19 protein-coding genes and 2 pseudogenes are annotated in these 16,812 nt (G+C 64.3%); 5 read left to right on the top strand and 16 right to left on the bottom strand.

Going from position 1 to position 16,812, the window contains the following annotated elements; translation table 11 throughout:
* Positions 1-3 precede the first annotated feature (3 nt).
* Positions 4-4,383, bottom strand: a complete 4,380-nt coding sequence (locus EAE28_RS19915) for a bifunctional class I SAM-dependent methyltransferase/DEAD/DEAH box helicase (RefSeq protein WP_127109541.1) — start codon at positions 4,381-4,383, stop codon at positions 4-6.
* 175 nt (positions 4,384-4,558) lie between these two features.
* Here EAE28_RS19915 and EAE28_RS19910 point away from each other — a divergent pair, with 175 nt between their 5' ends.
* Positions 4,559-4,855: a hypothetical protein gene (locus tag EAE28_RS19910; protein ID WP_111369415.1), complete on the top strand. Its 297-nt coding sequence runs from the start codon at positions 4,559-4,561 to the stop codon at positions 4,853-4,855.
* Positions 4,856-5,379: 524 nt separating this feature from the next.
* Here the strand turns inward: EAE28_RS19910 and EAE28_RS19905 are convergent.
* From EAE28_RS19905 to EAE28_RS19855, 11 genes and pseudogenes are all read right to left on the bottom strand, one after another.
* Complete coding sequence (locus EAE28_RS19905; protein WP_067297288.1) at positions 5,380-6,081, bottom strand: RES family NAD+ phosphorylase; 702 nt, start codon at positions 6,079-6,081, stop codon at positions 5,380-5,382.
* Positions 6,078-6,479, bottom strand: a complete 402-nt coding sequence (locus EAE28_RS19900) for an MbcA/ParS/Xre antitoxin family protein (RefSeq protein WP_127109539.1) — start codon at positions 6,477-6,479, stop codon at positions 6,078-6,080. Before EAE28_RS19900 ends, EAE28_RS19905 begins: the two co-directional genes overlap by 4 nt.
* 58 nt (positions 6,480-6,537) lie before the next feature.
* Positions 6,538-7,182 (bottom strand): antitoxin of toxin-antitoxin stability system, encoded by a 645-nt coding sequence (locus EAE28_RS19895; RefSeq protein ID WP_127109537.1) that lies wholly within the window; start codon positions 7,180-7,182, stop codon positions 6,538-6,540.
* The gene (locus EAE28_RS19890) at positions 7,175-7,594 is read right to left on the bottom strand and encodes a hypothetical protein (protein WP_127109535.1); all 420 of its coding nucleotides are present in this window, start codon (positions 7,592-7,594) and stop codon (positions 7,175-7,177) included. Before EAE28_RS19890 ends, EAE28_RS19895 begins: the two co-directional genes overlap by 8 nt.
* Positions 7,595-7,670: 76 nt before the next feature.
* Positions 7,671-7,868, bottom strand: coding sequence for a hypothetical protein (locus EAE28_RS19885; RefSeq protein ID WP_127109533.1), 198 nt, complete (start codon positions 7,866-7,868; stop codon positions 7,671-7,673).
* A 1-nt stretch (position 7,869) separates the two neighbouring features.
* Positions 7,870-8,247 carry a DUF6915 family protein gene (locus EAE28_RS19880; RefSeq protein WP_127109531.1) on the bottom strand — a complete coding sequence of 126 codons (378 nt, stop codon included), beginning with the start codon at positions 8,245-8,247 and terminating at the stop codon, positions 7,870-7,872.
* A gap of 10 nt (positions 8,248-8,257) precedes the next feature.
* Positions 8,258-8,749 (bottom strand): annotated as a pseudogene (locus EAE28_RS19875) (DUF6878 family protein).
* Positions 8,750-8,852: 103 nt separating this feature from the next.
* Entirely contained in the window at positions 8,853-9,371 is a 519-nt protein-coding gene (locus EAE28_RS19870; RefSeq protein ID WP_127109530.1) for a DNA repair protein RadC, read from the bottom strand.
* A 108-nt stretch (positions 9,372-9,479) separates the two neighbouring features.
* Complete coding sequence (locus EAE28_RS19865) at positions 9,480-9,920, bottom strand: JAB domain-containing protein (protein ID WP_114276349.1); 441 nt, start codon at positions 9,918-9,920, stop codon at positions 9,480-9,482.
* A 126-nt stretch (positions 9,921-10,046) separates the two neighbouring features.
* Entirely contained in the window at positions 10,047-11,246 is a 1,200-nt protein-coding gene (locus tag EAE28_RS19860; protein ID WP_127109528.1) for a DUF932 domain-containing protein, read from the bottom strand.
* A 196-nt stretch (positions 11,247-11,442) separates the two neighbouring features.
* A complete protein-coding gene (locus tag EAE28_RS19855; protein ID WP_007803330.1) occupies positions 11,443-11,793 on the bottom strand; it encodes an ArsR/SmtB family transcription factor in 351 nt (116 codons plus the stop codon).
* 63 nt (positions 11,794-11,856) lie between these two features.
* On the opposite strand from EAE28_RS19855, the gene EAE28_RS19850 reads away from it, so the two are divergent.
* Positions 11,857-12,708: a cation diffusion facilitator family transporter gene (locus EAE28_RS19850; protein ID WP_007803328.1), complete on the top strand. Its 852-nt coding sequence runs from the start codon at positions 11,857-11,859 to the stop codon at positions 12,706-12,708.
* A 143-nt stretch (positions 12,709-12,851) separates the two neighbouring features.
* Here EAE28_RS19850 and EAE28_RS19845 read toward each other — a convergent pair whose 3' ends face one another.
* Complete coding sequence (locus tag EAE28_RS19845; RefSeq protein ID WP_127109526.1) at positions 12,852-13,256, bottom strand: single-stranded DNA-binding protein; 405 nt, start codon at positions 13,254-13,256, stop codon at positions 12,852-12,854.
* A 424-nt stretch (positions 13,257-13,680) separates the two neighbouring features.
* Here EAE28_RS19845 and EAE28_RS19840 point away from each other — a divergent pair, with 424 nt between their 5' ends.
* Positions 13,681-14,001: an H-NS histone family protein gene (locus EAE28_RS19840; RefSeq protein ID WP_127109524.1), complete on the top strand. Its 321-nt coding sequence runs from the start codon at positions 13,681-13,683 to the stop codon at positions 13,999-14,001.
* A gap of 88 nt (positions 14,002-14,089) precedes the next feature.
* Here the strand turns inward: EAE28_RS19840 and EAE28_RS19835 are convergent, their stop codons facing one another.
* Complete coding sequence (locus EAE28_RS19835; RefSeq protein WP_181954507.1) at positions 14,090-14,674, bottom strand: Spy/CpxP family protein refolding chaperone; 585 nt, start codon at positions 14,672-14,674, stop codon at positions 14,090-14,092.
* Positions 14,675-14,728: 54 nt separating this feature from the next.
* Between EAE28_RS19835 and EAE28_RS19830 the strand changes: the two genes are divergently transcribed.
* A complete protein-coding gene (locus EAE28_RS19830) occupies positions 14,729-15,277 on the top strand; it encodes a Crp/Fnr family transcriptional regulator (RefSeq protein WP_164736713.1) in 549 nt (182 codons plus the stop codon).
* 109 nt (positions 15,278-15,386) lie between these two features.
* On the opposite strand, the gene EAE28_RS19825 is transcribed toward EAE28_RS19830, so the two are convergent.
* Positions 15,387-16,181, bottom strand: a complete 795-nt coding sequence (locus EAE28_RS19825; protein ID WP_127109520.1) for a nucleoside phosphorylase — start codon at positions 16,179-16,181, stop codon at positions 15,387-15,389.
* Positions 16,182-16,238: 57 nt separating this feature from the next.
* Positions 16,239-16,499 carry a rhodanese-like domain-containing protein gene (locus EAE28_RS24405; protein ID WP_342773121.1) on the bottom strand — a complete coding sequence of 87 codons (261 nt, stop codon included), beginning with the start codon at positions 16,497-16,499 and terminating at the stop codon, positions 16,239-16,241.
* Here EAE28_RS24405 and EAE28_RS19815 point away from each other — a divergent pair.
* Positions 16,448-16,699, top strand: a pseudogene (locus EAE28_RS19815) (transposase); the annotation flags it as partial. The gene EAE28_RS24405 and the pseudogene EAE28_RS19815 sit on opposite strands and share 52 nt — an antisense overlap.
* Positions 16,700-16,812: the final 113 nt, after the last annotated feature.

Genomic DNA, 16,812 nt, shown 5'->3' with positions numbered 1-16,812 from the left:
GGCTCAGCACCCTCCACGCGCATGTAGTCCTGTCACGGGACAACGTGCAAGCAGACGATCAAGCACTGTGATGCCGCTGGAGTCTGCTGGGCAGAAGAGCCGCAGCTTCCAGGCGATGATCTCAGAGAAGAAGCCATCGGCCTTGAGCCGGTCCTTCGCCGCTTCCGTAAACCCGGACAGCTCGATCCGGTTCACCCCCATGACGCGGGACCGGTGCAACTCCATCCCCTCGGCCAGCCGCACCACGGTCTTGCCCTCCAGAACGAGGGCATGGACCTGCGCAGCTGTCAGTTGCGGCGCATCATCCGCCAGCGTCGTCGCAACCCATGCGGGCGAGACGCGGCGACCGATGATGCGCTGACCGTCATCGGTCTGCAGCCGGTAGACGCGGGTTTCATCCTGGGGGAGCTGTTTCCAGATCGGCAGCAAGAGGCCCGCCACGATATGCAGGGTGGTTTCCGAGAACTCCGGCACTTCAGCCAGTTCTGCCGTCCAGGCTTCAGTGAAGGCCGCGCGGTCGGCTTCCAGCCAGTGTGTGTCGTCCATGATCTTGGCCGGCACCGTGCTGGCCTCCGTCGGGCGGATCAGCCGCAGGCGGGGTTCGATGGTGCCGTCGTCCAGCATCAGGCTGGTGGCGGGCACCTGCACGGCAGACCGGCCCGAGCGGCTGTTGACCAGCAGGCGCGCTTTGGGGTCTTCGAGCCAGTCGAGCGCATCCGCCAGTGACAGCGGTGTATTGCGCTGCTTTTGCGCGATGGTCAGAAGCTGGGTTTCCGCGCCGGAGCCGGGATGGGTGTAGATCACCCGCGCATCCGTCACCCGGAAGCTCTCGGCGCGCAGCGTCTCGAGCCCGAGATCATAGACCCCGGCGGCGATGGCGCCTTCGATCCGTTGGTCCAGAAGCTCCTCAAAGGCCGAAAAGAGCACGGCCTGCATGTCGATCGTCAGCGCCAGCAGGCGATTGAGGAAGGTCGTGATCGGCGGCAGGTCATCCTTCAGACCGTTGTCATCAGTCAGGCTGAGGCCGGTCGCATCCTCAAACGCCCCAAGTGAGCACCCCGCGACATCGCCGCGATAGATGCGGCGGTAAAGCTGGCGCAAGGCATCGCGGGCATAGGGAGACTCCAGATTGTCCTCGGGCCGGAACAGCCCCTGCCCGCCGGTTTGACGCTGGCCGCGCGTGATCGCCCCGAGCGTGTCGAGGCGACGCGCGATGGTGCTGAGGAAGCGTTTCTCTGCTTTCACATCGGTAGCAACGGGCCGGAACAGCGGTGGTTGCGCCTGGTTGGTGCGGTTGGTGCGGCCCAGTCCCTGAATGGCCGCATCGGCCTTCCAGCCGGGTTCCAGAAGGTAGTGGACCCGCAGGCGCTGGTTCTTCGCCCCGAGATCGGCGTGATAGCTGCGCCCCGTGCCGCCGGCATCCGAGAAGATCAGGATGCGCTTCTGGTCATCCATGAAGGCGGCGGTTTCCGCGAGATTGGCAGACCCCGCCCGGCTTTCGACGACAAGGCGCGCGGCAGCACCCTCGCCCTTCCTCACAATGCGGCGCGAACGGCCCGTGACCTCGGCCACCAGATCGGTGCCGAAGCGCTGGACGATCTGGTCCAGCGCGCCGGGCACCGGCGGCAGCGAGGCCAGATGCTCGATCAGCGCGTCGCGCCTGCGCGCTGCTTCGCGACATTCCACCGGCTGGCCGTCGCGCGTGACGGGCCGCGAGGAGAGGTTGCCTTCGCTATCGGTGAACGGCTCATAGAGCTGCACCGGGAAGGAATGGGCGAGGTAGTCCAGGCAAGCCTCTCTTGGCGTGATATCCACCCGCACATCGTTCCACTCGTCCGTGGGGATGTCCGACAAGCGGCGCTCCATCAGCGCCTCGCCCGTCGAGACAATCTGGATGACGGCCGCGTGGCCTGCGGCGAGATCGGCGTCGATGGCGGCGATCAGCGTGGGGGTTTTCATGGAAGTGAGCAGATGGCCGAAGAAGCGCTGCTTGGCGGATTCAAACGCCGAACGCGCGGCGGATTTGGCTTGGCGGTTCAGGGTGCCAGAATCTCCAGTGATGTTTGCAGCTTCCATCGCGGCGGCCAGGTTGTTGTGGATGATGGCGAAGGCCCCGGCATATGCATCGTAGATGCCACGCTGCTCCGGCGTCAGCGCGTGCTCGAGCATCTCGTACTCGACACCGTCATAGGAGAGGGAGCGCGCCGTGTAGAGGCCAAGCGACCGCAGATCGCGGGCCAGCACCTCCATCGCGGCAACGCCGCCAGCTTCGATAGCTTGCACAAATTCCGCCCGCGTCGAAAACGGAAAGTCCTCGCCACCCCAGAGCCCGAGGCGCTGCGCATAGGCGAGGTTGTGCACCGAGGTTGCGCCGGTGGCCGAAACATAGACCACGCGGGCATTGGGCAGCTTGTGCTGCAGACGCAGGCCCGCCCTGCCCTGCTGCGAGGCCGTGACATCGCCGCGCTCGCCTTTCGATCCTGCGGCATTGGCCATGGCATGGCTTTCGTCAAACAGGATCACCCCGTCGAAATCCGCCCCCAGCCAGTCGACGATCTGGTCGACGCGGGATTTCCTGGCCCCGCGCTCCTCTGAGCGCAGCGTTGCATAGGTGGTGAACAGGATGCCCTCGGTCAGCGGGATATCCTTGCCTTGCGCAAAGCGCGACAGCGGCGTCACCAGCAAGCGTTCCTGCCCGAGTGCGGACCAGTCGCGCTGCGCATCTTCCAGCAGCTTGTCGCTCTTCGAGATCCAGAGCGCCTTGCGCCGACCCTGAGCCCAGTTGTCGAGCACAATCCCGGCCGACTGGCGGCCCTTGCCCGCCCCGGTGCCGTCGCCAAGGAAGAAGCCACGGCGGAAGCGGATGGCGTCAGGGGCATCATCGGGCGCGGCCGAGACCATGTCGCCGGTCTCATCCACGCACCATGATCCGGCAAGATGTGCAGATTGCGCCTCGCCCGCGTAGATCACCGTCTCGAGCTGCGCGTCGGACAAAAGACCGTCGCGCAGGACGGCGGGGGGCAGCTTAGGGCGATAGGTCGGTTTCGGGGGCGCGACTGAGGCCATGGCGGCAGATTGCACCAGCTTGGTCGGGTGCGGTGCCGCGTCGGGAATGTCGATGGCCTGAAGCCGGAAGGTCTCGTAGATCGCGTCGGAAAGGCGCGCGGTATTGGCCTCCTCAGTCGCATCGCGCAGCGCATAGGCCAGATCTTCGGCCTCGATTTGTGCGCTGGACTGGTGGGAACTGGCCGCAGGGGTCGCGCGCGATGTACCGATGGCAGCGCGCGTGGCGCGGGCAGGATTTCCCGGAAAGGGGGAAGAAGGGCACTGCCCGGCGGGTGCGACCTGCGCCAGCGCAAGGCGCGGGGGGACATGGGTAGTAATCAGCGACAGCAGGCTGGCGACATCAGGCGAAATCGCGCGCGCCAGATCGGCTGTGATGCCGCCCGCCTCGCCACCGCGGCATTTGTCGAAGACCGAAATCCGCGTCTCGAAGCTGGTGCCGTGCTTGGCGAAGGCCGCACCCGACACAGCACCCGTAAAGACCAGGTGAGCGGTCTGGGTCAGACACGCGAAGGTTTCCGCCCAGGCGGGCGCATCGGGCGCGAAACCGGCGCCGGTGATGGCCACAAGCCGTCCGCCGGGGGCCAGCCGCGCCAGCGCCGAGCGCAGATGCCGGGCTGTCGCCTCGGTGGTGCGAGCGTCGACATTGGCCACCGCCGAGAAGGGCGGGTTCATCAGGATGACGCTCGGGCGCAGGTCCGCGTCGAGATGATCGTCGATCTGGGCTGCGTCAAAGCCCGTGACAGGCCGACCCGGAAACAAGCGACGGAGGAGATCAGCGCGGGTGCTGGCAAGCTCGTTCAGCGCGAGACTGCCGCCGGTGATCTCTGCGAGGACCGCCAGAAGGCCCGTCCCCGCCGATGGCTCAAGCACCAGATCGTGCGCAGTGATCTGTGCGGCAGCCAGTGCCGCGAGCCCCATGGGCAGCGGCGTCGAGAACTGCTGGAACCGCTCCATCTCTTCGGACCGCCGGGTGTGCGTGGGCAAAAGGCCGGACACCTTGGCAAGGATCGGCAGCAGCGCTGCGGGCGAGCCCGCCCGCGCCAACAGCGCGCGGCCAAACTTCCGCAGGAACAGGACCAGCGCCACCTCGCCCGCCTCATAGGCGAGCTTCCAGTCCCAGGCGCCGGTCGCATCAGAGCCGCCAAAGACTCGCTCCATCTCAACGCGCAGGCGCAGCGCATCGATCTGGAAACCTTGCGCCAGATCAGGCTGCAGCGCTTCGGCCACGCTCAAGATCGCAGCGGCCGTATCGAGGGACGGGATGGGGACAACAGGCGCAAGGGCGCGCTCGGTCGCAAAATGGGCGAGATGGGTCATCGGGAAACTCCGGAAAGAGGAACAGGATCAGGCCCGGACGCCCTCTTTCGGGCACCCTCAGGCCTGACCTTCCCCGGCCCTCCTCTTCCTCTCAAACCCCATGATTTCCGCAGGTGGCTTGCCTTTGTTCCTGTTATGTTCTATTTAAGAACCACGCTAAGAAGGGAGATCCCCGATGGAAAGCACCACTTACGCCCTGCCCGCGACGCCCAAGCAGATCGCCTATGCGCGCGCGCTGGCCCTGCGCAACCAGACGCTTCTGCCGTGGGAGGTTCAGCAAGATCGGCGCTCCTTGAGCGCCTGGATCGACGCACAAGCCAAGCTCACACCCGCGACAGCGCTGGACAGCCTGCCCTCGTCCAAACAGGTCGCCTTCGCCGAGCGTCTCGCCCGGATCAAACGCCGCGCCGTGCCGGATGAGTGTTTCCGCGACAAGGGGCTGATGTCGAAGTGGATCGACGGGAACAAGTGAGCGCGGCACCGGCTAGCTCCGGCCTTCCGGAGCTTCTGCCATACCGTGGCTTGGCAAACCGAGCGTAGTTGCCAACCTATAGATTGGCAGATTTTCCCTTTGGGACATCAGCCTCGGTCAAGCTCCTGTCCGAAGGACCAAGGTCTGGTCGCGGCGGCAGACCGGGACGTACACCGCTGAGACCTTCGGCAACCGCTGCAAGTCGTTGCCGTCTTTCGACCCAGCGTCTTCAGATCTCCCTTCACGTGGGGCTAGTCCATCAATTCTTTGGAAATGATGATATTGGAGCGTCCATAACGCTGGAAAAGCAACCTCATCGAAGAAAACTATAGTGGTCTCTTGGGGCAGAGACGTCGCCTTCCTCAGCGCGTCTATAGGAAGCCCAGAAGACCGGCGTACTCAGTCCAAAGCCTCAAAGAACAACTGATGGTCACACGGCTTCAAATGCGTGACGTCCGGCCTGTTGCCGTTTGCCGGTTTCATGTCTTCGCCCCCCCCCAAAAAAGCGCATGCGCCATGACTCGTCAGCCGACGGCAGTAAGCGAGTAGTGCGGTGTCCCATCCCAAACAAGATCCCAAGACGCGCCCGGCCGGACGTTCTGGATGGCGTGGGGCTCGAAGCAGACGAGGCAATTCCCGCCCGGCGCGGGAGCCCGAACTGAGGGGTAGATCAGGCCCCGCGATCCAGCCCGGCGAAGATGTTGGGCCAGGCTTTGGCCCTCGGGATATCCGACAGCCGGATCGGGATGCAGCGCTGGGTGTTCCGGCTCATCGGTCAGATCATCGAAGATCCCGATGAAATCCGCCAACAATTCCACATAGCGAGCGCTGTCATGGAAGCTGCCGGTAAAGCCAAGTTCACGGGTGCGGTGCCAGGCCACTTCGCTGACAGAAACCATCACCTCCCACGCGCAGTACCAGGCGCCACGATCTTCGGTGTTGAAGCGGTTCCCGCCGGCGCGGGTATAGGTGAAGGCGGCGTTGACATGACTGTCGCCGTAAATGCGCAGATCGCGGCTGCGCCGCTGCCAGGCAAGCTCGCGCGGGTCCAGATGGGGATTGCGGCCACGTTCGGCCAGAAGGCGGCCGCTGGTCAGGCCCTCGATCTCTGCCAGGATCTCCATCTCGTCATCGGTATCGACGAGACCGCGCAGGGATGGCGGCTTGTGGTAGGTAGCTGGCAGGAGACGAACGAGACCGCGATCGGAAATCTCGGTCTGCTTCATGCCCCACCACGCAGCGCATCCAGATAGGTCCGAACCGCGAGAATTTGCGGCAAGCCGCCGTCGATCGCCGTGTCAACCGGACGGCTGCCCCCAAAGAGCGGCCCCGTGTTCGGCCGGGTGAACCAGCTTCGCGCGAGCGGCTCGGAGAAATAGAGTTCGAGCGATTTGTAGATGCCGATCACCGCACTGAGCCGCAGCAGTTGATCCTTGGTCAGTTCCCCCGCGAAATCCGGCTTCTTGGCACGCTTCCACGTGCTCACCGTCATATCGGCAAGGCCAGCCGCTTCGTTCAGGTTAAGGCCCCAAGCATCGGCCACGCGCACATAGGCCTTCAACGCGACGGCGTTGATCTGTGCGGGTTCTCGGATTTTCTCTGCGACGTACATGGCGTCCTCCATTGGGCTGAATATAGATCATATGGCCTCATTGTAAAGATCAAATGAACTGCCCGCGCTCTCACCCGAACCGGCGCCCTTCTTCGGTGAAGGTGTACTCGTTGACGATGATCCCCTCCTCTATGGCCTCGTCCGAGGTCAGGTGGTCGTATTCAGCCTGAAGCTGGCGGTAGAGCCAGCGGGCCAGATCACGCAGCGCCTCGGTCACGATCTCCTCGGCGTCTTCGGTCGGCGGCTGCCAGGTCGGGCTGTCGCGGGTGACGTCCACGGACATGGTGTATTCGTGGTAGTAGCGACCGCGGTGGCTGACCTCGGCAGCGAGCTGGTAGAAGTTGCGACGCTGGATGGCCTGCAGCCGATCGACGATGCCATGCAGCGTCGCGTCGGTCGGGGCGTAGTCCCGGATGCACGCGGCGGCGCCCTTGGCGTGGGACCAGTAGCCCTCGAAGCACGCCCCGTCGCCCTGGTTCCAGAACCCGGAGAACCAGATACAGGGCTTGGCCCGCGTCCCGCCGCCCATCAGCCGCACGGGCGTGGTTTTCAGGCGGATGCCGAGGATTTCGCAGACCCGCTCGAAGTCCTCGTAGACCGCGTCCCACCAGTCATCGTGGGGGCCAAGCTCGCGATACCAGCTGCGCGCCTTTTCCTTAGCCGCATCCGAGAGTTCAGGGAACTGGTAGACGGTGGTGCAGATGACCTCAGGCATGTGCGTCCTCCCCGTTCAGCGCGGCGGCCAGCCATTCCTGGCTGCTCGTCCAGCCGACGGATTTCGGCGCGCCGAGGTCGATGACATGCGCACCGCCGCCGAAGGCGTCGAGGCGCGGGCGGGAACAGGTCAGACCGTACTGAAACCCCCAGAGGCCGGTGAGGTCGAGGTCTTCTGCCAGGCGCAGCACGAAGCGGATGACTGCCTCGACATCGCCGTGCTCGTCGTCATGGATCCAGAGGGTGTTGCCCTCGGGCGCGTCCTGGCGCGCAAGAGTGAAGCCCCAGACCTCCGGATCATCGGCGTCCTGATCCGCGGCACGCAGGTCATGAAACAGCGCGAGTGCGCGGGCGGCCTTTTCGGGGCTGCCGACGTCGATCAGGCATGAGAAATGGGTGAAGTAATCCGCCATGGGGACCTCCTGAGATTGAGAAACCCGGGCCTTGGGGCCGGGCGCTGGATTGGGATGAAGGGTTGGTTGGAAGCGATCAGCCGGTCGGATTGTCACCCGATGCCTGCCGTGCGGCATGCGCGCAGAGCATCTGCCGGTAGAAGCGCTTGCGCGCCGTCCGGAAGCTGCGCACGGCGCGCGTGTCGGGGTGCAGCGCCCGAACCGCCGCGCGCAGAACTGTCTGGGGCGATGCCGTCGGCGGCAGACCGAGGCGCAAGTATGCGGGATCAGTCATGTCAGCTGACCTCGACCACGGGCGAGGCGAGTTGCGGATCGACCTGCGCCTCGATCCGCTCGGACCGGCCCATCCAGGGTTCGGGCCGGATGGCCTTCACCCAGTCGGCGAAGCTCGGGATGAAGCCGAGGTCCTCCTTCACGTGCTGTTCGCCGACCCATCGGGTCGGGATGATGCGCCCGGTCGAGAGCGTAAGGGTCTGGCCGAAGATCGTCTCGGCCATGAATATGCCCTCGGCATGGTGCCGCAGGGCCCGGTGCCGAAAATCGGCGGTGATCTCCTTGCTTTGGTCGAACCATGTATGCACCGCGATGAAATCATCGACCGTGCCGCCCCATTTCCTCACCGAGGAGAGCGCGTGGTGATAGGGATGTGCCATCGCTGCCCCCTCAGAAATCGTGCGTGTAGAGTTCGGACGAGGTGAAGCGCTCGTTGAACTCGAGATGGATGCAGCGGGCCGCGGCGTCGAAGCAGAATTCGCCGTAAGCGCCGTCGTTGTTTTCCCAACCGCAATGGGTGTCGGAGAGGAAGTCGTAGGCGAGCTGCTCCACGACATCCTCCAGCGACAGGCTGCGCATCTCGACCTCGGGGTCATCCCAGGTCAGCGCAGCATAGGGGATTTCGGTTGCGGGAAAATCGACAGCCGTTTCGCCCGCCCAGGCGCCGATGCTTTAGATCTGGCCGCTGTCACCGGCCCCGTCGAAAGTCACGGTGACATGGGTGATGCCGGCGGCCATGAGGCCATCGAAGAGCCGGTCTTTGTTGCCTGGGCGCAGGGCGAGGATCCGGGCGGTGCGTTCGGCATGCGCGGCAAGGATCGCCCTGAAATCGACGGTGGAAGGCCGCAATGGCGCGGCCAGAGTGGGTTCAGTCTGGGTCATGGATGTCTCCGTTCGGTGAGGACAGGTCAGAGCCCTCGGGTGGCGCACTCCTCTGCCCCCCGAAGGCTCAAACCCCTCCCATCCCTCCTCTGTCTCTCGGGCGTCACGCCGCGATCTGCAGAGCGCGGGCGGCAAAAATGCGCCAGAGCGGGTCGACAAGGCGGGCATCCAGCAGATCGGCACGGTGACGCAGTCGCTGCGCCAATTCAGGCTCGTGCCAATCAATGGCACGGCCAGCCTGGGCGCGAAGTTGAACCGCCTCGGTCACAACGGCACGCGCCTCAAGAGCATTGGCGACAGGGTGACACCAAGCCACAGCGCCATGACTGGCGGCCCCGGCAAGAACCAGGCGCTGGTCGCAATCAAGGATTGCCAGAAGCTGCGGCGCTGCATCGGAGCCGTTGTCCTCGGCAAGCTCAAACGCCCCTTGCATGGCATCAGCCAAGGTCGCAAAACGCTCAACGACCACGGGGGCAGCGGTGCCCGACATCAGGGCTGCAGGCGTCCGGTGCATCCGCGTCAGCGCGAAAGGCAGGCTGGGATCAGGAGCGACAGTCGCGCCATTTGGAACAGGGCCCATCGGACGCGGGCTCGGCTGGATCGGCAGGGGAAGGTCAAACATGGCAATGTCTCCAACGGCGCGGAAAGCCACTCTCCCCGCCTCATCCGTCAAAGACCAAACCGCCACCCTCTTCCTGGAAGGGGCGACGGTGATGACCTGGCCACAGCGTCAGAGCTTGCCGAGCGCCCGCAGGCTCAGCTCCGTTCCGGCACCGACGATGATGTGGTCATGCAGCGTCAGGCCGAGATACTTGCAGCCCTTCTGGATCTCCTTGGTCATGCTGAGATCAGCCTCGGACGGCGTCGGATCACCCGACGGGTGGTTGTGGATCAGGATCAGGGCGCTGGCGTTCAGCATCAGCGCCCGCTTGATCACCTCGCGCGGATAGACCGGCACATGATCGACTGTGCCGGTCGACAAAAGCTCATCGGCGATTATGCGGTTCTTGCGATCGAGATAGAGGACATGGAATCGCTCGATGGGACCTCGGACAGTCAAAGCGCAATAGTCCATCAGCGCCTGCCAGCTGCCGATGACCGGGTTCTGGCTTAGGTAGCGGCCGAGGATATCGCGGGCCTCGAGAATGACGGTTTCTTCCTGGGGGGTCATGAGGGTCTCGCTGAAATCCGCACACCGAAGCCACTGCCCTTTCGGGGCATGGCAAGCGGCGTGCATGTTGAGAAAAAGGCTACAGCGACCGCCCCGGTGTCGGGCGATCGCTGCGTGGGGGCTCTGTCAGCCGACCCGGTCGAGGAGCTTCTTGGCGCGCCCTTCCATGTCGAGGCGGGCATCCTGCTGGGTCTTGTCGCGCGCAAGCCGCGTTATGCCCTGCACGAAATCGAAGATACTCTCGGGCGGGCGGCCTTCTTCCATCAGCACTTTCTCGATGATCTTGCCGGACTCCGCCTTCGAGAAGCCCCGCTTGCGCAGGAAATCCGCGCGATCTTCGTCGCTGCGCGCCACGATCTGCTGCCGCGCGGCCTTGATGCCGTTCACGAACCCCTGCGGCGAGGAATTGGCGAAGCGCGTCAGCGCCGGGGCCGCCTCATGGGCAAAGCGCGAGGCGGCGTATTTCGAATGGCGGATCCGGATCTCCTGAAAATCCTCGACGCCCCAGAGGTTGCGGTTCTGGCACACTGCCCGCAGGTAGAAGCTCGCCATGCCGAGGGTCTTGGCGCCCACCTCCGAATTCCAGCAGTAAAAGCCCCGGAAGTAGAGGTCGGGAGAGCCGTCCGCCAACTTGCCCGCCTCGATCGGGTTGCGATCATCGACAAGAAACAGGAAGACATCGCGGTCCGAGGCATAGAGCGTGGTCGTGTCGCGGCTGATTTCGACATCGGGGTTATAGACGCCGGTCGACCAATCCAGCACGCCCGGCACCTTCCAGCGCGTGTCGCCGGTGCCATTGCCCGCGATGCGCTGCACCGCCTCGACCAGCTCGAAATCGTGGATGCGGCCATAATCGGGGCCGGTCACCGCGCGCAGTTCGGTGCGGCCATCTTCCGTCTCGAAGGTCTTCACCTGCTCGGCGCGGTGGTTGGTCAGGCCGTATTGCAGGTTGATCCCCGCCAGCGGCGCGGGCAGCTGCCGCAGGTAGGAGGCTGGCGCGCCGACGATGCTAGCAAGCTGGCCGAACGCCCAATGCGTGGGCGCAACCGGCTCCTGCGCTTTCGGCAGGACCAGGTGCAACCGCTCGGGGTTGTCGCGCGCGGCCTCGACACGGATGTCAGCAGTCTGCACCACCCGGCTGCGGCTGCGCTCGGACCGACCTTTCACATTAGCCCAGAGATCATCGAGCGACAGATACCGCTCGTCATCGGGCCGGTTGAACCATTCGGACGACACCCGCCCGTTCCGCTCGCCTCGGCTTACATCCACTTTCCAGCCAGCAACCCGCGCCGGTGCAACCGGGTCCAGAACTTCTACAACGCCCATCTGCTATCTCCCGCGACGGGCGCCGGGAGCCACTCTCCCAGCCATCAACCCGTCACCGGGAAACCGGCACTCCTCTTACTCTCGAAAGCTTTGCATGATCAGCAGAAATGCGGACAAAGGGTGCATTCGCTGCGGATGCGCAGATGGCTGCTTCAGGTTTGGCGCACCGATAGGACATTGCAGCAGGTCGCGCCGGTTAGTCCGTATAGCTTTGGCAGGCATCAACTCCGTTGGCTGTCGAGGCAAGTAGCTGATCTGCATCACGGATGAGATCGGCGACCCGCCTGTCCGCCAGACGATACCGAACGAAGCGGCCTTTGCTGCGGCGACTGACCAGCCCGCATTCCAGCAGACAGCGCAGATGGTTCGAGACGTTGGGCTGACCCAAACCCGTATGCCCGACGATTTCCTGCACGTTGCGTTCGTCCGACACCAGCGCATCGAGGATCGTCAGACGGCTGGGATCGCTTAGGCCCCGGAAGAGCTTTGCCCGCAGTTCCAGTGTATCGGGTGCCGAAAGATCGTCTTGAATGTTTTGCGCTGTCATATCATTATCCACTGATACGTTAGCAGCGTACCTTTTCGCCCGCCACCACAAAAAGGATCGCACATGAGCCAGCCCGATAACAGCAAGTTGGCGACAGCCTCCTCCCCGATCCGAATGCGGGTGCAAGGCATGGACTGCGCGAAAGATGCCGCCGAGATCGAGCGCGCGGCCCGGTCTGCGGGCGTGGCCGAAGGCGACGTGAAAGTGTCCGCCGCCACCCACATCATGACATTGCGGATCGCGGACGGCGATCTGCCGAAAGTGCGGCCCGCGCTCGACGCGACCGGCTACGGTTTCGAGAAGATCGAGGACGGCGATACATCGTCCGATCCGGCCTACAAGGACCCGAGCTATCGCCGCGCGCTCTGGATCGTGGTCGCGCTCAATCTCGGATACGGCGTGGTCGAAATGTTCGGCGGGTTCCTGTCCGGTTCGCAGGCGCTGAAGGCAGACGCGCTCGATTTTCTGGGCGATGGTGCGATCACGTTTCTGGGCCTGCTCGCCATCGGCTGGAGCCTGACATGGCGGGCGCGGTCGGCGATGATCCAAGGCGTGTTTCTGGGCCTTCTGGGCCTTGGCGTTGTCGGCAGCACGCTCTGGCGTGTCCTCAACCAGACCACGCCAGAAGCCGGGTTGATGGGAGCCTTCGCGGTAGGTGCGCTGATCGTAAACATCCTCGCGGTGCTGCCGCTGCTAAAGCACCGCAAGGGTGATGCCAATATGCGAGCCGTCTGGCTGTTCTCTCGCAACGACGCCATCGGCAACCTCGCCGTGGTCATCGCCGCCGGGCTGGTCGCGTGGCTTGGCAGTGCATGGCCCGACCTGATCGTCGCGTTCGCGATCGCGGGGCTTTTCCTGCATTCGTCGTGGATGATCATCCGCGATGCCCGGAGTGACTTGGTGGAAGCTGACTAACTCCATCATGGTGCGACGCGCCGGACGAAAGCCGACATTCGCGCGCCCCGCAGCATCGGTGAGTCTGGGCTCGAAGCTGCCTTGCGGCAGTGCCGCGAACCCGGCGGGTTGCCCCGCCGGGTCCGAGGGAGAGACCCCGTTCCTCAGAACGGGATCTCGTCGTCGCGGTCGACCAACTCGGGGTTTTCGTTCTCGGCCGACTTCGGGCGGCTCAGGAAGTCGACCTTTTCGGCGATGATCTCGCAGCCGTAGCGGTCGTTCCCCATGCTGTCGATCCACTTGCTGTAGTGGATGCGGCCGTGGACGAGGACCTTCATGCCCTTTTCGCAATGCTCCGCGACCGTCTTGCCGAGACCGTTGAAGCAGGTGATGCGGTGCCATTCGGTGTCCATGACCCGGTAGCCGTTCTCGTCGCGAAGGACGCGACCTTCCGAGAGGCGGGGGCGAGAGGTGGCGAGGCTGAAGTTGGTGATGTTGGTGCCGCCTTGGGTGGTGCGGGCTTCGGGTTTTTGGCCGATGTTGCCGGCGAGGATGACGATGTTTTGCATGATTAGCTCCTGTGTTTCCTGTCTTCGGGACCGTCCCTTCGACAAGACCCGGAAAAAGCCCGTCGGGTGACGCGTGCACGGTGGACAGCATGGACACCGGAAACCCCCAGAGGACCGGGGTGGAGCGGGCAGCCCCAAAGGGGCAACACGGCCCGGACTGACGCGGGGTTGCGCGCGAGAGCCCGAACGGGATTAGGGGATTGTCAGTCGAAGGGATGGCCCGGAAGCCAGAGAGGCGCGGGGAGCCCATGCCAGACCCTGTCACCCTGCCAATCGGGACTGCCTGAACCCAAGCCCAGCACCTCCCTAGCGACGAAACTGCGATCACCAGCCTCTGCCACCCCTGCCCCTGCCTTCCGGGAGTTGCGGTAGCCTGCCGCGAAGGGCTATCGATACCGGGACATTCAGGACACGGACCGCATCAATGGCTGATTACGATCTCGAGGCGTTGTCGCTTCGCGAGCTGAAGAAAATGCAGAAGGACGTCGCCAAGGCGATCTCCACCTTTGAGGATCGGCAGAAGGCGGAAGCCCGCGCCAAGGTGGAAGCTCTCGCCCGGGACCTCGGTTACTGCCTGGCCGAACTCGTCGGCACTGAGACGAAATCCTCCCGTGCGCCTGCGGTGGCGAAATACCGGCACCCTGAGAACCCGGCGCTCACCTGGTCCGGTCGGGGGCGCAAACCGCAGTGGTTCGTGGAGGCGCTGGAGGCAGGCGGTATGGCTGAGGACTTAGCAATCAACTGACGGATGGAGCGGCGGGGCCACGCTTCAGGGTCAACTCGCCCCGATTGCGGGACCGACGGCTCTCGGGAAATCCTCTGGACGCGATTTTTCACCCATCGCAACCATTGTGACGGCGCCACATCCCGGCGTCATGGCCCCCAGGCACGGCGTCGCAGGGATCGGCGGCACCATAGCCCCGCAGATCGTTGTAACGCGCGATCTGGTCGGCCGTCAGCAAGGGCGGCGTCTCGACGTGGCGCGAGAGGTGGATGAACCGCAATTCGGCCCGGGCGGCGGCAGATGTGTCGATCAGGGCGCGCAAGGCGTCCGGCGTCATGCCGCCATCCCGGAAGGCAGACTCAATTGCCGCTTCGGCCGCAATGAAGCGCTCGCCCGCCTCCTGCGCCTCGGCCTGCATAGCGGCGAAAATGTCCTCGATGGCCGCGACCTGACCGGCGTCCAGATCCAGCTCGGCTTCCAACTCGAGCAGATGCGCCGGCCCGGGCACGCCGTTCAGTTCGGCGGCAAGGGCCAGTCCCCATCCGCGCCCGAGGCGCAGATCTTCCAGATCAACCTCAGACAGGCTTTTGATCTCGCGGCTTTCCAGCCCCGCATATGGGGAAAGGCCGTGGGTCTGAGCGAAAAGGTCCATAGGAAAGGCCATGGCGCAAAGGGCGAAAGCAAAGCGGAACATCAAGAGACTCCTGAGGTGTTTCTCCTTCTCTCGCATCTGACAGCCGCGCCTCATATGATCATGATCATGTCAGAGGTACTCGAAGACCTTTTTGCTGATGCAACGGTGCGGGATTTCGCCGCCGGGGAGACCCTTTTCCGTGCGGGTGACAAGGTGGTGTCGATGATGCTGCTCCGGGACGGGCGCGCCGATCTCGTCCGTCATACAGGCCATGGGCTTCGGCTGATCCTGCATCGCGCGGGAGCCGGGCAGATCCTTGCCGAAGCCTCTGCCTGGTCCGAGGTCTATCACTGCGACGCGGTGGCATCGGCTGCCTGCGTCGCAGCGGTCTTGCCGCGTCAATTCTTCCGAGCGCGGTTAAAGGCGGACCCCGACCTTGCGGAGCGCTGGATGCAGACGCTTGCGCGGTCGGTCCAAGCGGCCCGGGTGCGCGCGGAGATCCGGTCACTGCCCAAGGTTGCGGATCGGCTGGACGCCTGGCTCTGCGACGGGCATGCACTGCCTGACAAAGGTCGGTGGCAGGATGTGGCCAGCGAACTATGCGTGTCACGCGAGGCGCTTTACCGCGAGCTTGCCCGTCGTCAGATCAAAGCGCGCAGTTGAGCCCGTCAGACCTGTGGCGGACGGGCCGGCACCATTTCATGTGATGCAGACCAGGTCACGCTCGGCCAGAGCGGCACGACGCTGTGAGCGGTCTTGCTAAAGCTGCGGCTCAGCACAGGCGCGCGATGATGCGCGAGACAACGGCGAGGGCATCGGCGGTGCCGTTCGCCTCGCCCTTTTCGAAGTCGCCCTCGATGGTGCCCATCTGGTTGGTGACATGCGCAAGGCAGATCACGTCGCGATCCCGTGCCTTGGCAAATGCATAGAGCGCCGCCGCTTCCATCTCGACCGCCAGGATTCCACGCGACCGCGCCGCAGCGATTGCGGCCTCCGTCTCGCGGAACGGGGCGTCGGTGGTCCAGGTCGCACCGGTAAGCACGCGTGGGCCGTTTTCGAACGCACTATCCAGTCGGGAAAGAAGCCCTTCGGGCGCGGCGCTCCAGTACGAAGGCGGGAGATAGTGGTAGCTCGTGCCTTCATCACGCCACGCCTGGTCGATCAGGATGAAATAAGGCGGCGCGCCCTGTGGCGTGATCTGTCCCGAGGAGGTGACGCTGAGCAGCAGTTCGCATCCGGAGGCGAACATCTCCTCGGCCACCAGCACAGCAAAGGGAGCGCCGACAGCGCAGCCGACCACGCCGATCTCGTGGCCACCGAGGTCGAAGACCCACATGTCAGTGTGGTAGCAGACCCATCCTTGGTGCCGCTGCGCGTGGCCGTCTGCACGCAGTTGGCGCACGATGTCACCATCAGGGTCGAGCAGACAGACCTTCGGCACCGCAACGGTATCGGCACCTTTCTGGCGGCGCGCCTCGCGCAGCAGGCTTTCAGGCGTGAAGGCGGACGGGGATTCGTGATGCTTGTCCGACAGGATCGGCGGGACGGGAGGTGTGGCGTCGGACATGGGGCTTCCTGCATGTGTCGGCCGGAGGGGAAACCGCCCAGCCGAGGGCGTGTCAACTCAGGGCTTGTAGGCCGCGTCCTGCTGCCAGCCTGGGTAGCCGGTCTGCATGACGACGACGTTCGACCGCCCTGCGACCCGCAACGCGAAGGCGGCTTGCGCCGACAGGCTGCCGGTGTTGCAGAAGAGGATGGTCATGCGGTCCTTGGACCTGTCGCGGTTTGGTGCCGCTCCTTTGATAGCATAATGTGCAGCAAAGGAGACGAACCATGGGCACAGGAAGAACAGACGAATTTCGTAAGGATGCGGTGCGAATTGCACTGACAAGCGGGCTTTCGCGACAGCAAGTTGCGGATGATTTGGGCGTTGGCAAATCGACGCTGAACAAGTGGGTGGCGGCGCATCGGGATACGGACGTGGTCTCGTCCGAGGATCGCGAGCTTGCTAAGGAGAACGAACGGCTTCGGCGCGAAAACCGTATTCTCAAGGAGGAGAGGGACATCCTAAAAAACCTTTCCGGACCGCAGCCCGCCTGTGCGCGGTAGCAACAGCGTGTGCTACGCTTGTGGCGAAGGGCAGTTGCCGATGGCTTATTGGTGGGCTGGACCCCGTTAAAAAACGTGGCACATGGGCT

The organism is Pararhodobacter zhoushanensis (assembly GCF_003990445.1).
Taxonomy (GTDB): Bacteria; Pseudomonadota; Alphaproteobacteria; order Rhodobacterales; family Rhodobacteraceae; genus Pararhodobacter; species Pararhodobacter zhoushanensis.
The sequence above is the reverse complement of the archived record's forward strand: the minus strand, read 5'-3'. Positions and strand labels throughout refer to the sequence as shown.